The following is a 17,534-nucleotide window of genomic DNA, read 5'->3' on the forward strand; positions in this document are numbered from 1 at the left end:
ACTCTATTGTTAATTATACCACAATTGACTATTTTCCTGTAACCGTTGGAATATAGAGGTTTAAATCTTTCATTATGTTCGAAATGTCTTTGTCGGGATGTTTGATAAGTCTGTATTGACCAGGTTCTTTTATTAGAAAAAAAGTATTTTCAGCAACTCCACTCTTAAATGAGGCGTTAAAAGGAAGCGTGTAGGTATATTGAGTTTCAATGGAAGGCTCTTTAAAAAAGTAAAATTTGTATGGATTCAATCCTGGCTTTAAATTTCCTTGGAAGATGTATCTACCTTCTGGATTTCTAAACGCCACCCATACATCTGAGGAACCTATAATATATATCTGAATGTAACCGGCATCTGATGGTTCATCTAAATTAGTGATAATTTTATCCAGATCGTTTAGATTTTTTTCTAAAAAATTGTTTGAAACTATGAATTTTTCAACCACACCATCTGGCTCAAAATATTTATTGAGATTAGTGATCTCTTTTTCTTGAGCCTCCAATTTTTCATTCACTGTTGAATTTAATCGATTGAATTGACTTTGCAGATCCTTCCTAAGTTCTATTACCCTAATCTCTGTGACAATGGATAAAACTATTGCTACTAAACTTACCACAAAGATAGTTATCTTAAATCTCATACTTACCTCCAAACATCTCCACTATATTATTGTATTCATCTATATTTCTTGCGAAAACTTTTTTTATCTTTTGGATGGTATTATCGACCTTTTTTGTATTTATTTCCATTTTATTCCCAATTTCTTGATATGAGTATCCATCTATCCATAATTCAACAATTTCCCTTTCGTTGCATTCGAGTTGTTCAAGACTCTTTGATAAAAAATATTCCTTGAGAAAATCCTTCTTTTCAGTATCAACGCTTTCTATATAATAATCGGCATTTTCTGTAAATTCGTCGTCTGTATTTTCCATACTTACAGCTTCTGTTAAAACTTTATGCTTATTTCTATTCAAGTAAGTGACAAAAGACTTGATCTCCGAAGAGATATTCATATAGGCAAAGCTTGAAAATTTAGCGTTTGCATCTTTTCTGAAATTATATACCGCTTGAATTAAACCCACCAAACCTATTTGTAAAAAATCTTCGAATTCCAGCCATGTACCATAATATTTCCCAACAATAGATTTCACCATAGGTTCAAACTTTTCAAGAATTATGCCTAGGGCTTGGTTGTCCCCTATTTGTGCAAGTTCTATAAGTTTATCCAGATTCATTCCCCTTAGCCTATAGATATGCCTACTCATATTGCTCCTCACAGTTACTAGATATTTACTATCTTTAGACAATCTGAAAGATTTATAGATAGAGTCCTTTTGCTTAGTACATTACAAAATTCAACTCTATTGATTCTTTTCTATTATACTACATTCAACAAAATACTTTCAAAAAAAGGGCGCTAAGCGCCCTTTTTTATGATTGTCTAAATCATTGTTTTTAAAACCCTATGGCAAAACTTGACTTGAATGTAAACCCGTTCAAATCAAAAATTTTTTCAAGATTCTTTGCCGTAAGGGATAACTCCGTTCTACTTTCAATAATTCTGCTATCTATTCCAAAACCTAAGAATGTGCTCCAATAATCGCGATAATTTTCAATACCAACTGTCAACGGTATAAAATTGAAAAGAGAAGTTTTAGCTTGTACACCCCAGTCGATCTTTTGAGTATCCACATAGAACTCCCCGTATGGAATGATATCAAGTAAAACTACCGGTATCCTAAAAAATCCGGTAACACTCATTGGATAAGCATATGTTTCATTTACAGATTCAACTTCCATAGGTGTTGAACTACTGGAATCTTCACCAAAAATACTAATCGTTTCTTGATAAGGAATCTTGTAAGAAACCTTTGCAGGTTTAACCGTTATGTTTTTTACCGCGATTCCCACAACAGGATTTTTAATCTCACCAAAGGTTACACCTGCATCTATGGAATGTCCTGCATCGGTTAAAAATTTATCTGTTACGGAGTTAAATGATATATTTTCAAGCTCATCACTATCAAATGGAGAGTACAAATCAACGTTCATGTTCAACTCAGCCGTTGTTGTTCCTTCATCTGTATCTGTAGAAAATTCGTATTCAATATTTGATTCCTCGGTATAGACTATGGGCAAGAACAAGTTGTAAACTAATCCAACTGACATACCATCAAAATTATAAGAAGCGTACGCACCTGCTTTAAAAGATGTATCCAAATTTAACGACATCGTACCTTCGTTGGTTGTATCTATTTCGTTACCATTGGCGATAAGATCTATCAAATCGTTTGGTACCGTTAAATCACTTTTTAAATCACCATTGAGTACAACCCCAAGACCCAGATCAAAGATATTTACTACTAAGTGTCCTTCAACGTTATCTTTTGTTATAAAAGATAAAGGTTCTCCATCTAAATAGGTATATAAATCGTTGAAATTAATGGTAAACTTTGTAGCGGTCAATATGGGTAAAAGGTCTGCTATTTTGTAAGCGTTTTGATAAACCATTATATCGGGAGAAACCTCAATTTCAAAATAATTTCTTTTACCTATTGATTCTAACAAAAGCGGATTCAAACTACTATCAAAAGATCTCAATCCTTCTGAAAAAATGATCAAAGAAACCGAAGAAACTATTAGCAATATTATAAACAATTTTTTCATAGTCATCCCCTCCTTTATTGTGCCCTTAAAGTAATTGGTATTGTTAAGTCTGTATCAAGATCCAACCAAAGGCTAAGATCTAAACTACCATCCATATTCAATGAATACGTTGATGAGGGCAGTTTTACTGTGAATACCAAATTGAAAGGAACCGTATCTTTCATATCTTCGATAAGGTCTGTTAAAACAAATGCAACAGTTTTATCTTCACCAACCGTTATTACTTCTGTTTTAACTCCTGAGGCAGTAGGTCCGTCGTTTTCAACATCCCACCCTTGAACTTCCATCTTTAAGGGCAATCCTGTCGTGTTGTCGTAATTCATGTGAAGCTTCAATGATTCTATTCCATCGAGTATATCACTCAAATCATCAGAATCTTCACCAGATCTACCAAAGATATCCTCATCGCCTACTTCATCTTTATTTGTGAATAATTCGACATCTTCGGTTATCGTGAATTCAAAAGGGATATCTACTAACAATTTTATCGTTGGAGAAGCATCCGCTGCAAGTGATGAAGTAAATGTGATGGTCATCTCATCTAAATATACATTAGAATACTCATTAAACAAAGGACCTAAGTCAAATTCCTCTCCAGAAGAGATAAGAGTTGAAGTACTAGATGTAGTCAAAGTTGCTTCTATTGTTACATCGGATGGATCATCAATTCCTATTACTACAAGAGTTGCCGGAAGACTTGTAAGACTAATTTCTCCCAAAGATCCAAAAGTTGTACCGCCAAGAGATACCAGCGTTAAAGAAGCATCAGATGTAACTAAATCGTAAGATGCGACGGGAACGTCACTAAAATTACTTTGAGAACCTGGGATCTTATCCAAAATTTCTTGTCCATCGAATATTTTCAAATCTACCCCATAAGTCAAGGGATTAGTAGATTTGTGTGTGACGGTGGCATCGGAACCAAAACTATCTTCTAAACTACTTACAATATCTTCAGTATCCACTAAATCGGACATTGTAATACTTTCTGTTGCAATAGGTGCTTGAATAGTTGGATCCGTTTTTAACTCGATCTCTTCAAGTGCACAGGATGTGAACAGAAACATGCTTACAACTAACAAAAAAAATACATAATAAAACCTTTTCATTTTTCTCACCCCCAAATTTATTTTTTTACTACCTTTAGAAACTTTAAAACCTGTGTTAGCACTCTTTCATCCTACAGCTAACCAGAAAGTGCCTGTGTTTTTTGAAAACTTCAAAATACTCTTATTTAATTATATTATCAAATTATACCATATTTTCCCCCAAATTAGTTTTTTTGAAAACTTTTAAAATTAAATTGATAATACTTTCTTTCCAAATAACAAGAAAATGCAAAATAATTTAATTTTTTTGAATACGAGCCTTAATAATAATTAGCTATAATAAAAATACCCATCCCCCCGAAACATCATGATTGATATTTCGGCCCATCCAATGAGGACGCTTTTGCGTCCTCATTGTTTTATTCCCCCCATTTATTTGCCTATGAAAAGTTCGATAAAAGTCTATTTCTTACTTCTTCTCTACCACCCAAGTATTTTATATCCCCAGGCTCAGGGACTTCTTCTATACTCCATGGCCCAAATTTGATTCTTTTCAATTCTATAACTTTATAACCTAAAGCTTTTATCATGAGTTTTATCTGCCTTTTTTTACCTTCGTTTAAACTGATTTGTAAAAGGGATAGATCTTTTTCTTTTTTCAAAATTTTCACCTTGGATTTCATCGTTTTATATCCGGTTTCAAGTGTGATACCTTCTTCCAAAGTCTGCAATTCCTTTTTTGAAGGCGTACCTTTCACCAATACTTCATAAACTTTAGTGACCTTATTTTCAGGCCTTAACAAATAATTGGCTAAATCACCATCGTTTGTCAGAAGCAAAAGGCCGCTTGAATCGTAGTCAAGCCTGCCTACATAAAAAACTCTTTCTTCAATCTTTCCTTTTAGCAAATCATTTATTGTCTTTCTACCGTATTGGTCTTTGAAGGTACACAAGACTCCTTTGGGTTTGTTTAAAAGGTAATAAACTTTGTTTTCAGCTTTCTTTTGTAGCTCGGAAAGATAATATTTTTTATTGTTAAATTCTATGAAATCATTTTCTTTTATTTCATACCACGGTTCTTTAACCAATTTACCGTTGACTTTCACGCCTTTAGTCAATATGTACTCTGAGGACTGCCTTCTACTCAGAGATATTGTTTGAAGAGCCTTTTGTAGCTTCATTCTTTTTCATTTCCTCCAACTTTTTCAACGTTTTATCCGGTAAGAATTCGTAAAATTTTTCGGTAAGATGGTAGTATGTATGGTTTTTCTTTTTACTTTTTTTAACTAGATCGTATTCCATTAATTTTTTTAGCTGATAGTAACTATTTTTGCCTCTGATTTTTTCTATCTCGACAACCCTGCTATCTCCATTCATAAATAGTATCGCTAATACTTCGAATTGAGTTTGTGTTAACTCAAATTTTCGAGGATTTGGAAATATCATAGATTTTATTTCTGGCTTTATTTCAAATCTGTATTTGTTCCCGTTTCTTACCAATTCCACACCGTGTTGGTCACCGATATAATGTAATTCTATTTCTTCTATGTAATGCCTCAATTCTTCTTCTTTTATCTTTAAACGTTTGGAGATCTCTTTGAAAGATATACCGTTGGGCTTTGAGAATACTAATGCCTCTATCATTCGAATTTCTACATCTATTTTGTCTTTAGCCATTCAAATCACTTCCGAGATTTTGCAGGTTAAGTTTAATAAACAAACCTTTTTCATATTTGAAAAAACCACGGTTTACCAAAATTAGGGAAGCTAAAAACATTACTAAAAAATTCATCTTTTTATGTTGGGCATATTCGTAAAGATCTAGAATATTAAATTCATCTTTTTTTTCGAGCATTTCTATTGCATCTTCTATACGATAACTATCTCTGATAATCTCGAGCTTTTTTTGTTTGGTGATGTAATCATCGAAGAACTTTACCAGCTGATTTTCAACGATTTCTTTTTCTATTGATGCCTTATTCTTAACTCCAACAGGCTTTTTCTTATCTTCACCAAAATCCTTTTTTATAACCTCTTGAGCTTTTTTGATAACGTCATAATTTTCTATGGTCTCATATATGATCTCTCTATGTTTTCTAAATTCTTTATCGTTATTAGAATTGGGAAGTAATTCTTTGGACTTCAAAAAGGTCAAATAAGACGCTAATTCTAAAAATTCTCCTATGGAGTTTAAGTCATTGAAGTTATCATTGACGTAATTAACGAATATATCTGAGATGTAACTGACAGATATTTTCCTAACAGCAATCTTTTTCTCTTTTATTAATTCAACAAGTTTAAAAAAAGGACCAGAAAATATGTCTAATTTTATATCAACATAGTTAAAGTTAATTATGAGATCCTCCTTACCACCTTAAATGTAAAGCCTCTCTAACCTCTTGCATAGTTTGGCTGGCAACCTTTCTTGCCTTTTCGTTCCCATCTTCGGCTATTTCTATTGCATCTTCTACAGAAGTAGAAGCTAATTTATCCCAAACTGGTTCAAGTCTTTCTTTCATGTTTTTGATCAACAACTTTTTACAGTCAACACACCCGATCCCAGCTGTGGTGCAACCATTCCATACCCAATCTTTTTCATCTTGGGATTTAGTGAATGCCTTATGGTAATCCCATACGGGGCATTTTTCGGGATTTCCAGGATCTGTTCTTCTTATCCTCGCTGGATCGGTCATCATGGGTAGAATTTTCTCTTTCAACTCTTTCTCATTGGTTTCTATGTTTATAACGTTACCATAGCTTTTAGACATCTTCCTTCCATCTGTGCCGGGTAGTTTCGACACTTTGGAAATGATAGGTTGTGGTTCAGGAAATATTTCTTTGTACTTCATATTAAATTTTCTTGCGATTTCTCGCGTAAATTCCAAATGGTATATTTGATCTTCCCCAACCGGCACTCTATCCCCTTTATATATTAAAATATCAGCGGCTTGTAAAACAGGATACCCTAAAAATCCCAAGTTAGTTAAATCCTTATTGGATATGTTACTTATTTGTTCTTTATAGGTTGGTATTCTTTCCAACCGTGAAACAGATGCTATCATACTAAAAATTAAATAAAGTTCCGCGTGTTCTTTTATGGCTGATTGAACAAATAAAACGCTTTTCTTAGGATCCAACCCTACCGCTACATAATGCCTGATTATATCAAATGTAGAAGGTTGTATTATCTCAGGTGTGTCATAATGAGAGGTCAAAGCATGCCAATCGGCAACGAAGAAAAAATTTTTGTCTGATTTATTTTGAATCTCTACCCAATTTTCTAAAGTTACAAAGTTTCCTATGTGTAATTTACCAGTAGCTCTCATTCCACTTAGAACGGTCATTTCTTACCTCCGTTTATCAAAAAATTTTGCTGTTCTTAATTATTATAGCATAGATTTGCTGTTAAGCGCTTTAAAATTATATAAAGGAGTTATTCTTTTTATAATTTCTAGGGTATGCTGTATGTTTTCTTCTATTTCCTTTAGGATACCTCAACCTTATAGAAGAACAAATTAAATGAATCAATAGTATGACTGAATTTAATAGTTAAAGTTTTCTTAAGATAAGTCGATAATTAGTTGGTGAGAAAGAATACAAAGGAAGTGAAGACTATGGCTAGTAATCCTTATATTGGTACTTTTCAATTAACCGGCGCCGTTTCGGGAATGGACACACAAGCAATGGTCCAAAAATTAATGGAAGTTGAGCAACAACCTTTAAATAGAGCTCAAGAAAAGTTTGATACCCTTACCTACAAACAAAAACTTTGGATGGAAGTCGACAATAAGTTGGAGGATTTTTATGATTATCTGATCACTTTCAAATTAAAGAGTAATTTGATCCCAAAAAGTGCCACCTCTTCTGACGAAAGTGTATTAACCGCTACTGCTCCTGCGGATGCTGATAATTCAACTTTTTATCTGAAAGTTAATTCTTTGGCTTCTCCTACCGTTCTTTTGGGTGAGGACATTATTTCAACAATTAAAAAAAGTTCAACGATAGGAGAGGTTATAGGTACAACAGGGGATGCAACTTTTACCATAACAAAAGGAAGTGATTCAGATACTATAACCGTTTCAGACAGTGAAACAATTCAAAACCTTATAGACAAAATAAACGGTTCAACCTTGGGAGTAGAAGCAAAATTTGATGATGCAAACGGTAAATTTTTCATTGTCAACAAAGAAAATGGGGCTGTCGATATCAGTGTATCTGCTACTTCGGGATCTAACGGTGAAACCTTAATCATGGACCTGAATTTAAACGGAACACCTGCAGCAGACAGCGATAATACCGTTAGGACCTTAGGTAGTTTGGGAGAGGTTGAATTGTCTTTTGATGGAAGTACACCCATCACCACTTATGGCGACTTAACAGAAAACACTTTGAACGTTTTCGGTACAACAATCGATTTAAAATCAACCTCTAGTAGTTACGTAAAAGTTTCTATTGAACAAGATTTAGATAAGAGTGTTGAAAGTATAAAAGAATTTGTTGATAAGTACAATGAAACGATTAATTATGTGTACGATTTATTACATGAAGACCAAGTTACCGATAAGCCTCCAGAAGAAATGACAGAAGAAGATTATATGAAAGGGATGCTAAAAGGAGACAATAACTTAGAGAAAATATTTTATAATTTAAGAAATATGGTTTACTCCCCTGTAGATATAGAACAATCTGGTTCTCAATATAATGCGCTTTTTGATATCGGGATAACCTCAGGAGATTTAGGGGCGGGTTATGAGAATACAATGAAAGGACTATTGAGCGTCGATGAGGATAAACTTAGAGAGGCTTTGAATACTAATGCCGAAGATGTTTGGAAATTGTTCGCAACAAACGATACTACTAACAAAGAATATGGATATGCTCAATCCGTTCAGAATTATCTGTATGAAGTAACTAAGTTCAATGGCTATATCGATCAAATTGCCGGAACGAGCGGCACCATAGGTAACGAGATGAGGCGGCTAGCGGATGAAATGTCCGATCTATTAGATAGGCTTCAAAGAAAAGAAGCACAATATTATGCACAGTTCTCAGCTATGGAACAAGCCATTCAACAATTGAACGCACAAGGAATGTACATACAAAACGCTTTTTCTAACCAATAGATAAAACAATAACCGGTACTGTTTTTAAAAACAGTACCGGTTATTTTATTTAGTCTATTTTTATCTTTTTACCCAACAGATTTTTCTTGTGCAGATTCAGCTTCTTTTTCAGGTTGAACAACTTCGTAGTTTTGTTCCGCGTACAACTTCAAACCTGTTCCCGCTGGGATAGGTTGTCCTACTATAACGTTTTCTTTTAATCCTTTCAACTTATCTACTTTACCTTCTATAGCTGCCTCTGTTAGTATTTGTACAGTTTGCTGGAATGAAGCAGCTGAAAGCCATCCTTCCCTTTCTAAAGAAGCCTTCGTGATTCTTAACAACCTACGCTCGAATTTTATCGTATCTTTAGGATTTATAAGATATTTTTTGGATGTGCCTACTAGATGAGCTTTCCCATCTTCGGTGGTAATTTCTTTATATTCTTCGTATACTTCAACCTCTTTAATGTTTGTTTCGATAATTTGATTTAAAATTTCTTGGGTGATCTCTGTTCCTTGTTCATAGATCTTATCTTCTTCCTCTTCTTCATCTTCGGAAGGGATTATAACCCTCTTCGCCAACTTTTTACCGACAACTAATTCTCTATTTTCTGTTATATAAGAGTTTTCTTCCAATATTTCCTCATTAATTTTCTGCACTTTACCATAACTCACTAAATCTCCCGGCATGAAGTCGGTATCCCCACCGTCTATAATCTCCACTTTGTTGATCATCTGTCTAATTATTATTTCAAAGTGTTTATCATGGATGTCCACACCTTGTTCAGCATATATTTTCTTTATTTCACTCAGCAAATAATTTGCCAAAGCGCTTACTCCTAATTCTTTGAGTATTTTTCTTGGTTTTATATTTCCCGTTGTTAATCTTTGACCCGGTAATACTTTATCTCCTTCTTCTACAACCGCTTTTGTCCTATAATCAGCTTCATAACTTTCCAATTCACCATCTGAATTTTCTATTATTATCTTTAATCTTCTTCCTCTTTTGTTTTCAGTATCTCTTTCAATAGCTCTTACTATACCTTTTATCTTCGAGAATTCTCCTTCGGGTCCTTTCGTCTTTTTTCTTGCCTCAAACAATTCTTCAGCTCTGGGTAGACCTTGGGTTATATCCGAAGTGGTAGCTATACCACCTGTATGGAAGGTCCTCATAGTTAGCTGCGTACCTGGTTCACCTATAGATTGTGCAGCTATTATTCCTACAGCTTCTCCTATGTTGACTAATTTGTAGTTTGAAAGGTCCATTCCATAACATTTTGCACAGATTCCATTTTCAGACTCACATGTAAGAGGAGATCTAATGAAAATAGATGGTCTAACAGTAACCGTTTTTATCCCATGTTTTTCTAGGACTTTGGAAACCTTTAAGTCTATTTTTTCTTGATATTTAAGCAAAGTCACGACCTTTCCATCAACTCCAACTTTTAGATCTTCTCCGGCGTAAACGTAATCTACTGCATTATATTCTTTAACATTCAATTTTTGTATACCGTGTAAGAATGCCTCTTCTATGGCTTCTTCTGTGATTTCTTCACCTTTTTTGATTAATACCTTACCTTCTACTTGTATATCTTCTAATGATTCTAAGTATGAATCGTTTGGCACTTCTTCAACCTCTATCGTTTTTTCTTTCGATACAGGAATCTCTTTTACATAATTTGCCAAGAATTGGGCGTCTTTTTCTTTTAAGATTATTCCTTTTTCATATTTTTTATCCGCTCGGGGATTATAAATTATTTCCTTTGTTTCAGGATCCAAGACATCTTTAGCCAAAACTCTACCAAATAAAAAGTCTGAAAGGTTTTCAATTTTTGAATCGTCGGCCCAAAGTTCTCTTGCCTCAATACCTTTGTCTGTTCCACAATCATCTTCTGTGATAGTCATACTTTGTGCAACATCTACGAGTCTTCTGGTTAAGTATCCAGCTGTCGATGTCCTTAAAGCTGTATCAGCTGATCCTTTTCTCGAACCATGTGTTGAGGTGAAAAATTCTAATTCTGATAATCCATTCTTAAAGTTTGAAGTGATAGGAACTTCGATTATTTTACCGGATGGATCGGCCATTAATCCTCTCATACCCGCTAATTGTTTCAATTGATCTATATTACCTCTAGCTCCAGATTCAATCATCATCCAAATTGGATTGAATGTGTGTTTTCGATATGTATTCGCTGTTTCTACTGTAACTTTGGCAGTGGCGTTTTCCCAAACCTTAATTATTTCCTTGTATCTTTCATTATCTGTAAGATAACCTTCCTCATAGAGTGATTCGATATTTAGAACTTCTTCCTTAGATTCTTCTATAAGTTCTTCCCTTTTTGGAGAAACTAATACATCACGTATAGATATTGTTAATCCTGATAATGTTGCATAATGAAAACCAAAATCTTTAATACTATCTAAAAGATCGGCGGTCCTATCTATTCCATGCTTCTCAAAAGTGTTAAATATTAGCTCTTTTAGATTCTTTTTATCCATTTTTTGTGAGTAATTTCTTAAATCTTCCGGCACTTCTTCGTTAAAAATTATTTTTCCAATAGTCGTTTTAAGGATACTACCATCTTTATATCTAAACGCAATTGGTTCATGGAGAGGTAAATTAGACTTTTTCCATATTAATTCTCCATCTTGAAGATATATATCTGAATCCACTATTTTTAGGTATTCGTAAGCATATGTTGCTTCTAAGTCCTCAGAGAATATGTGTCTTACATATCCATTTTTCCCCAATTCAGAAACTTTAGTAGGTACCTTTAGATTTTCGAACTTCTCATCTTCATGCATGGTTAAATAATATGCACCAGCAATTATATCTTTTCCGGGCATAGACAATGGTTTGCCGTTCGCGGGCGAGATAATATTATACCTTGATAACATTAAAAATTTTGACTCTGCTTGGGCTATACTGGAAAGAGGAATATGTATAGCCATTTGATCTCCATCAAAATCAGCATTAAACGGAGGACAAACCAATGGATGTAACCTTATCGCGTTACCTTCTATTAATTTTGGAATGAAAGCTTGAATTGATATTCTGTGTAGGGTAGGTGCCCTATTTAACAGAACAGGATGTCCTTTTATAACCTCTTCTAAAACCTCCCAAGCTTCAGGCATTTCTTTCTCTATTATAGTTTTTTTGAATTTTCTGGCACTTTTACTTGCCACATTTGAATCTTTCAACAACTCTGCTAGAACAAAAGGTTTAAATAGTTCTAAGGCCATCTTTTTTGGTAATCCACATTCATGAATCTTTAGATCAGGTCCAACGGCAATGACAGCTCTACCAGAATAATCAACCCTTTTACCCAAAAGATTTCTTCTAAATCTTCCTTTTTTACCTTTCAATAAATCTGTGAGTGATCTTAAAGGTCTTCTATTTCTATCGGTCATTGGTTTACCAACACGGCCATTGTAGAAAAGCGAATCCACTGCTTGTTGAAGTATCCTTTTTTCATTTCTTACGATTATTTCTGGCGCTTCCATTTCTAATAGCTTTCTTAAACGATTGTTCCTATTTATTACCTTTCTATACAAGTCATTTAAATCGGTTGCGGCAAACCTTCCACCCTCAATTTGTATCAAAGGTCTCAGATCGGGTGGTATAACGGGTATGATATTTGTAATTAGCCATTCAGGTTGATTGCCAGATTTAATAAAATCCTTAACTAGTTTCAATCTCCTTAATATTTTTACACTCTTTTGACTTTTCCTATCCAATTTTTCTAATTCGGATTCTAATCGTGCTTTTAATACTTCAAGATCGATCTTCTTCAACAATTTTTGAATGGCTTCAGCACCATAACCATTTTCAAATTTTTCATATCTGTTTATTTGGAATAACTTTTCTGTCCCGTCTTCTTCCTTTGCAACTAAATCCTTTACTCCAAATTCTTGAAGCTCGTTTAACACATCTTGGGTAATCTTTGTACCTTTTTCAAATTTCTTTTCAGAAAATTCGATTTCCGATATCAATTCTTTGTCAATTACTCTTTCTCTTTCTTCTTTAATCTTTGAGTTTAGTATCTTCATTACTTCTTCATAGGCTCTCGCTTCGTCTTCGAGTAAGATATCTCCGGTTTTTTTGCCTATTCTCTTTGCAAATCTCTTATCTATATCAGTTATAACTACAATTGGTGTATCTCGCTCAATATCTCTTTCAACTTCTATGGAACCCGGATAGTATTCTAAGAATAAGGAGTATTCCTTCTGGGTTAGATAATCTTCTTCAAACAAAAATCTATCTGCTAAAGGCGTTCCTTTCTCAACTTTTTGCCCATCTTCCACCATTATTGATGAACCTTCAAATACAGGATATTTTCTTTCAACTCCCGTATCATCTTTGATTATTATCCAATTCAATTCTCTTTCAGTCTGTGTTAACTCAGATTTTATTTCTACCGTTCCATCTATATCGGCTACGGGCATACCCTTAACTGAAACTATTTTTACAGCAGGTTCTACCCTTAAATCTAAATATTCAGCGTATATTTCATACTCTCTTTGATATAATATTTCTCCAGGTAAATATCCTAAATTTTCGTTCTCGGGGCCAGGAAGCGTTAAATAAGCTCTTTCAATAACTCTTTTTGACCCATAGTAAATGATATTTTCTAAATCTTTCACACCGATGTTTAATATGATAGAAAGAATAGATGGAGAAGATTTTAAATACCAAATGTGAGAAATAGGTGTTGCCAATTCTATATGACCTATCCTTCTTCTCCTGGCTTCTTTGGATTCAACCTTTACACCACATCTTTCACATACTGTTCCTTCATACTTTTTCCCCTTATACTTGCCACAGGCACATTCATAATCTTTTACGGGACCAAATATCTTTTCGCAGAATAAACCATCTTTTTCAGGTTTACCTGTTCTGTGATTTAAAGTTTCGGGTTTTTTAACTTCACCATTTGATGCTTCCAATATACTTTGGGGAGAAGCTATACCTATTTTTATTTTAGCAATCTTTCTTTGAAAGGAAGAAACATTTGCCAATTGAAATCCCTCCTTGAGGGTACATTTTTATTTTACTCTCCGTCAACGTTGAAACTTAGATTCAATTTATTAATTAGAGTCTATCAACATCTAACTCGTTTCCATTTTCATCGTAAAGCTTTATATCTAACATTAGTCCTTGTAATTCTTTTGTTAAAACTTTAAAACTTTCAGGAATCCCTGGTTCGGGAAGATTTTCTCCTTTTAATATCGCTTTGTAAACTTCATTCCTACCTCTAATATCGTCGGATTTATAAGTTAACATTTCGTTGAGAGTATGCGCAGCTCCATGAGCTTCTAGAGCCCATACTTCCATTTCCCCAAATCTTTGTCCGCCAAAATGTGCTTTACCACCTAATGGTTGTTGGTGGATTAAAGAGTATGGACCGGTTGATCTTGCATGGATTTTATCTTTTGCTATATGGGATAATTTCAACATATACATGGAACCTACCGAGACAGGAAAATCGAAAGGCTCACCTGTTCTACCATCTCTAAGAACAATTTTTCCGTTAGGATGATCAGGATCATCACCTAAATATAAGTTGCTTTCTTTTCTTACTTTAGATAACTCACCCATGATTTCAGATTCAGTTGCACCATCAAAAATTGGTGTGGCGTAGTAATCGTTGGTTAACATCGAAAGCCATCCTAAATGAAGTTCCAAAACTTGTCCAATATTCATCCTTGACGGAACTCCTAAAGGTGAAAGTAACATTTGCAAAGGTGTTCCATCTGGTAGAAATGGCATGTCTTCTTTATTCAAAATGGTCGAAATTACTCCTTTGTTTCCATGTCTACCTGCTAATTTATCTCCAACTTGTAGAGTCTTTTTTGTTGCTACGAAAACTTTGACGTATTTATTTACACCAATTTCCAAAGAAGGAATATCCTTACGATCAAAAATCTGAACGTCTATAACTCTTCCTTCTATTCCGTGAGGAACCGTTAAAGATGTATCTTTAATGTCTCTACCTTTATCACCAAATACTGATTTAATGAGTTTTTCTTCGGGAGTGGTATCTGATTCCCCTCTTGGTGTTACTTTTCCTACTAGAATATCTCCAGAAGATACGTAAGAACCAATTTTAACTATTCCCTCTTCATCCAAATTTCTTAAAAGTTCTTTTTTAACATTTGGAATATCTGAAGTTATTTCTTCAGGGCCCAACTGAGTATCCATAGCTTTTGTTTCAAAAACTTCTATATGTATCGATGTAAAAGTATCGTTTTCTAACAATTCTTGACTAACCACCATGGCGTCTTCAAAGTTGTATCCTTCCCACGGAAGAAATCCAATGAAAACATTACGCCCAAGAGCCAACTCACCCATGTCCATGGACGGACCATCCGCTATGGGCTCCCCTTTTTCTACAATATCTCCAACGTTTACGATAGGAACCTGGTTTATACACATGTCTTGATTAGATCTGACATATTTTAATAAAGTGTATTCATCTTTTAAGGGTTCATCATTGGAATCTTTTAAAATGTTATTCTCCTCGTCCAATCTAATAATTACAATCTTTCTTCCATCTACATAATCAACCATACCTTTATGATTTGCCATAATCAAATAACCCGAGTCTCTTGCTGCTAGCCATTCTACTCCTGTACCAACATAAGGAGCTTGGGGCCTAAGAAGAGGAACGGCCTGCCTTTGCATATTTGACCCCATTAAAGCTCTGTTTGCATCATCATGCTCTAAAAATGGAATAAGAGCAGCTGATACAGAGGCTATCTGTTTTGGCGTGACCGATATATATTCAATCTCATCTTTGTGAAACAAACTCACCTTTCCCAAATATCTAGCTTCGACATACTCTTCTATGAAAGAACCATCTTCCCCAATTTCTGCGGAAGCAGGGGCAATTTTATAAAGTTCTTCTTCGTCAGCAGTCAAATATACTATATTGTTTAAATCAACTTTTGAATGTCTTACTCTATAATAAGGAGTTTTCAAAAAGCCAAATTCATCAACTTTAGCTAAAATTGCCATAGAAGTAATTAATCCAATATTCGCACCTTCCGGAGTCTCTATGGGACACATCCTTCCATAATGAGAATGGTGAACATCCCTTACTTCAAACTTAGCATGTTCTCTTTTCAAACCTCCAGGACCTATTGCTGATAACCTTCTCTTATGGGTTAGCTCAGCTAAAGGATTCACCTGATCAAGGAATTGTGATAATTGACTAGATGCAAAAAATTGATGAAAAGCAGTCATTATTGCCCTTGAATTTATCAGGGATTGAGGACTTATTTTATTCATGGATTGAACGCCCGCAACTTTTTCAGGAGCGTGCTGAATCATTTTAGAAAAAGCTCTTTCAAATTCTATTTGCATGAGTTCTCCAACTGATCTCACTCTTTTGTTACCCAAATGATCTCTTGTGTCGAGCCCTTCAATATTTTCTCTTACATGCAACAAATACCTTGCGGACAAGATGATGTCTAACTTATCTATGGCAAATGTTTTAATAGGATATTTTATTTTATCTTCCATATCTTCAGAAATATCCTTTTTTTCGACCTCACGTAGGTAATCAATATAAGCTTTTCTCAATTTGACTTGAATTTTCTGCCTTCCAATCTGTGAAAAATCGAATTTATCCGGATTGAAGTACATATCTTCTATTTCATCTTTAGCCTTTTGAGCCCTAGGGATTTCAGTAGGCTTTAATTTTGAAAAAATTTCTTTGTAAGCTTCCATAGAAGTTAAACTTTCTTCTTTTTCGTATCTTTTTTTCATCTTTTCCAACGTTATTTCCGCAACCAAATGTGCTACTGTTACACTCTTAATTTCATATTTTTTCAACAATTCTAAGACTTCGTGTAATTTCATGCCGTATATCGTTTTTCTTGGGGGATCCATATTATCTAATTCTTTAAACGATAGATCCGACAATACAGTACAATTACTATAATTTGCCAAATCAACTTCATCTTCTAAATCAATTTCTTTTGGAAATAAACGTAATATATCCAAATCATTCTCGTATCCCAATGCCCTTAAAAAAAGGAAAAAATTGAATTTTCTTTTTCTATCTATTCTGACTTGAAGAACCTCTTTACCTGGATTAGGATTGTAAAGTATTTCCAACCATGCACCTTTAATAGGTAAAAAGTGTGCTATAAACATTTCTTTCGAGGTATCTGTCTCTTCTTCTTTTATAAAATATACCCCTGGTGACCTAACGAGTTGGTTAACTATTACCCTTTCTGCTCCATTAATAATAAATATACCTCTATTAGTCATATAAGGTATGTTGCACAAAAATATGTCGTCTTTTTCTATCATTTCACCCGTTGCTGAGTCAGTTATTCTGACCTTTAAATAAGCTTTGCCCGCATAAGTTAATCCTTTGTCCCTACATTCACTCTCACTAAAAGATGGGTCTTCAAACTTTACATCCACGAAATCAATCAAAAATTCTTTGTTTTTCTTTCCGCTTGTTTTAACAGGTATCTTTATCGGCATATATCTTTTTATGCTTTCCATAACCTTGTTGTTTAAAAAATCTTTAAAAGAGTCTTTTTGAATTTTCACTAAATCCTCATATATCTCAGATTTCTCAGGAACTTTTCCAAAAAATTTTCTTTCTCTCCTACCAACTTCTCTTGTGACCGTATTCAAAGGAACCACCTCGGTATTTAGTCAAAATAATATTGGTTAAAAATAAGCGAAAAAT

At 34.1% G+C, this 17,534-nt stretch carries 11 protein-coding genes; 1 reads left to right on the top strand and 10 read right to left on the bottom strand.

Annotated features, from left to right (window positions below; translation table 11 throughout):
* Positions 1-28: 28 nt before the first annotated feature.
* From X928_RS03705 to trpS, 8 genes are all read right to left on the bottom strand, one after another.
* A complete protein-coding gene (locus X928_RS03705; protein WP_103078549.1) occupies positions 29-640 on the bottom strand; it encodes a hypothetical protein in 612 nt (203 codons plus the stop codon).
* A complete protein-coding gene (locus X928_RS03710; RefSeq protein WP_103078550.1) occupies positions 630-1,268 on the bottom strand; it encodes a sigma-70 family RNA polymerase sigma factor in 639 nt (212 codons plus the stop codon). Before X928_RS03710 ends, X928_RS03705 begins: the two co-directional genes overlap by 11 nt.
* 190 nt (positions 1,269-1,458) lie before the next feature.
* Positions 1,459-2,670: a hypothetical protein gene (locus X928_RS03715; protein ID WP_103078551.1), complete on the bottom strand. Its 1,212-nt coding sequence runs from the start codon at positions 2,668-2,670 to the stop codon at positions 1,459-1,461.
* Positions 2,671-2,684: 14 nt separating this feature from the next.
* The gene (locus X928_RS03720; RefSeq protein ID WP_103078552.1) at positions 2,685-3,779 is read right to left on the bottom strand and encodes a hypothetical protein; all 1,095 of its coding nucleotides are present in this window, start codon (positions 3,777-3,779) and stop codon (positions 2,685-2,687) included.
* A gap of 380 nt (positions 3,780-4,159) precedes the next feature.
* Entirely contained in the window at positions 4,160-4,900 is a 741-nt protein-coding gene (locus X928_RS03725; protein ID WP_211286436.1) for a pseudouridine synthase, read from the bottom strand.
* Positions 4,860-5,396: an SMC-Scp complex subunit ScpB gene (locus X928_RS03730; protein ID WP_103078553.1), complete on the bottom strand. Its 537-nt coding sequence runs from the start codon at positions 5,394-5,396 to the stop codon at positions 4,860-4,862. The genes X928_RS03725 and X928_RS03730 overlap by 41 nt, the downstream gene beginning before the upstream one ends.
* Entirely contained in the window at positions 5,389-6,075 is a 687-nt protein-coding gene (locus X928_RS03735; RefSeq protein WP_146026627.1) for a segregation/condensation protein A, read from the bottom strand. Before X928_RS03735 ends, X928_RS03730 begins: the two co-directional genes overlap by 8 nt.
* Positions 6,076-6,085: 10 nt before the next feature.
* On the bottom strand, positions 6,086-7,063 hold the full coding sequence (trpS, locus tag X928_RS03740) for a tryptophan--tRNA ligase (RefSeq protein ID WP_103078555.1): 978 nt from the start codon (positions 7,061-7,063) through the stop codon (positions 6,086-6,088).
* A 270-nt stretch (positions 7,064-7,333) separates the two neighbouring features.
* On the opposite strand from trpS, the gene fliD reads away from it, so the two are divergent.
* On the top strand, positions 7,334-8,842 hold the full coding sequence (gene fliD / locus X928_RS03745; RefSeq protein WP_103078556.1) for a flagellar filament capping protein FliD: 1,509 nt from the start codon (positions 7,334-7,336) through the stop codon (positions 8,840-8,842).
* Between the two features lie 68 nt (positions 8,843-8,910).
* Here the strand turns inward: fliD and X928_RS03750 are convergent, their stop codons facing one another.
* Positions 8,911-13,842, bottom strand: coding sequence for a DNA-directed RNA polymerase subunit beta' (locus X928_RS03750; protein ID WP_103078557.1), 4,932 nt, complete (start codon positions 13,840-13,842; stop codon positions 8,911-8,913).
* Between the two features lie 73 nt (positions 13,843-13,915).
* Positions 13,916-17,479 carry a DNA-directed RNA polymerase subunit beta gene (gene rpoB / locus X928_RS03755; RefSeq protein WP_103078558.1) on the bottom strand — a complete coding sequence of 1,188 codons (3,564 nt, stop codon included), beginning with the start codon at positions 17,477-17,479 and terminating at the stop codon, positions 13,916-13,918.
* Positions 17,480-17,534: the final 55 nt, after the last annotated feature.

The sequence above is a fragment of the Petrotoga miotherma DSM 10691 genome (assembly GCF_002895605.1).
Classification (GTDB): Bacteria; Thermotogota; Thermotogae; order Petrotogales; family Petrotogaceae; genus Petrotoga; species Petrotoga miotherma.

Bases quoted from the DNA above. Each gene is read 5' to 3' on its own strand.
- trpS (WP_103078555.1), bottom strand. From the start codon at position 7,063: ATGACCGTTCTAAGTGGAATGAGAGCTACTGGTAAATTACACATAGGA.
- fliD (WP_103078556.1), top strand. From the start codon at position 7,334: ATGGCTAGTAATCCTTATATTGGTACTTTTCAATTAACCGGCGCCGTT.
- X928_RS03705 (WP_103078549.1), bottom strand. From the start codon at position 640: ATGAGATTTAAGATAACTATCTTTGTGGTAAGTTTAGTAGCAATAGTT.
- X928_RS03715 (WP_103078551.1), bottom strand. From the start codon at position 2,670: ATGAAAAAATTGTTTATAATATTGCTAATAGTTTCTTCGGTTTCTTTG.
- X928_RS03720 (WP_103078552.1), bottom strand. From the start codon at position 3,779: ATGAAAAGGTTTTATTATGTATTTTTTTTGTTAGTTGTAAGCATGTTT.
- X928_RS03710 (WP_103078550.1), bottom strand. From the start codon at position 1,268: ATGAGTAGGCATATCTATAGGCTAAGGGGAATGAATCTGGATAAACTT.
- X928_RS03730 (WP_103078553.1), bottom strand. From the start codon at position 5,396: ATGGCTAAAGACAAAATAGATGTAGAAATTCGAATGATAGAGGCATTA.
- X928_RS03725 (WP_211286436.1), bottom strand. From the start codon at position 4,900: ATGAAGCTACAAAAGGCTCTTCAAACAATATCTCTGAGTAGAAGGCAG.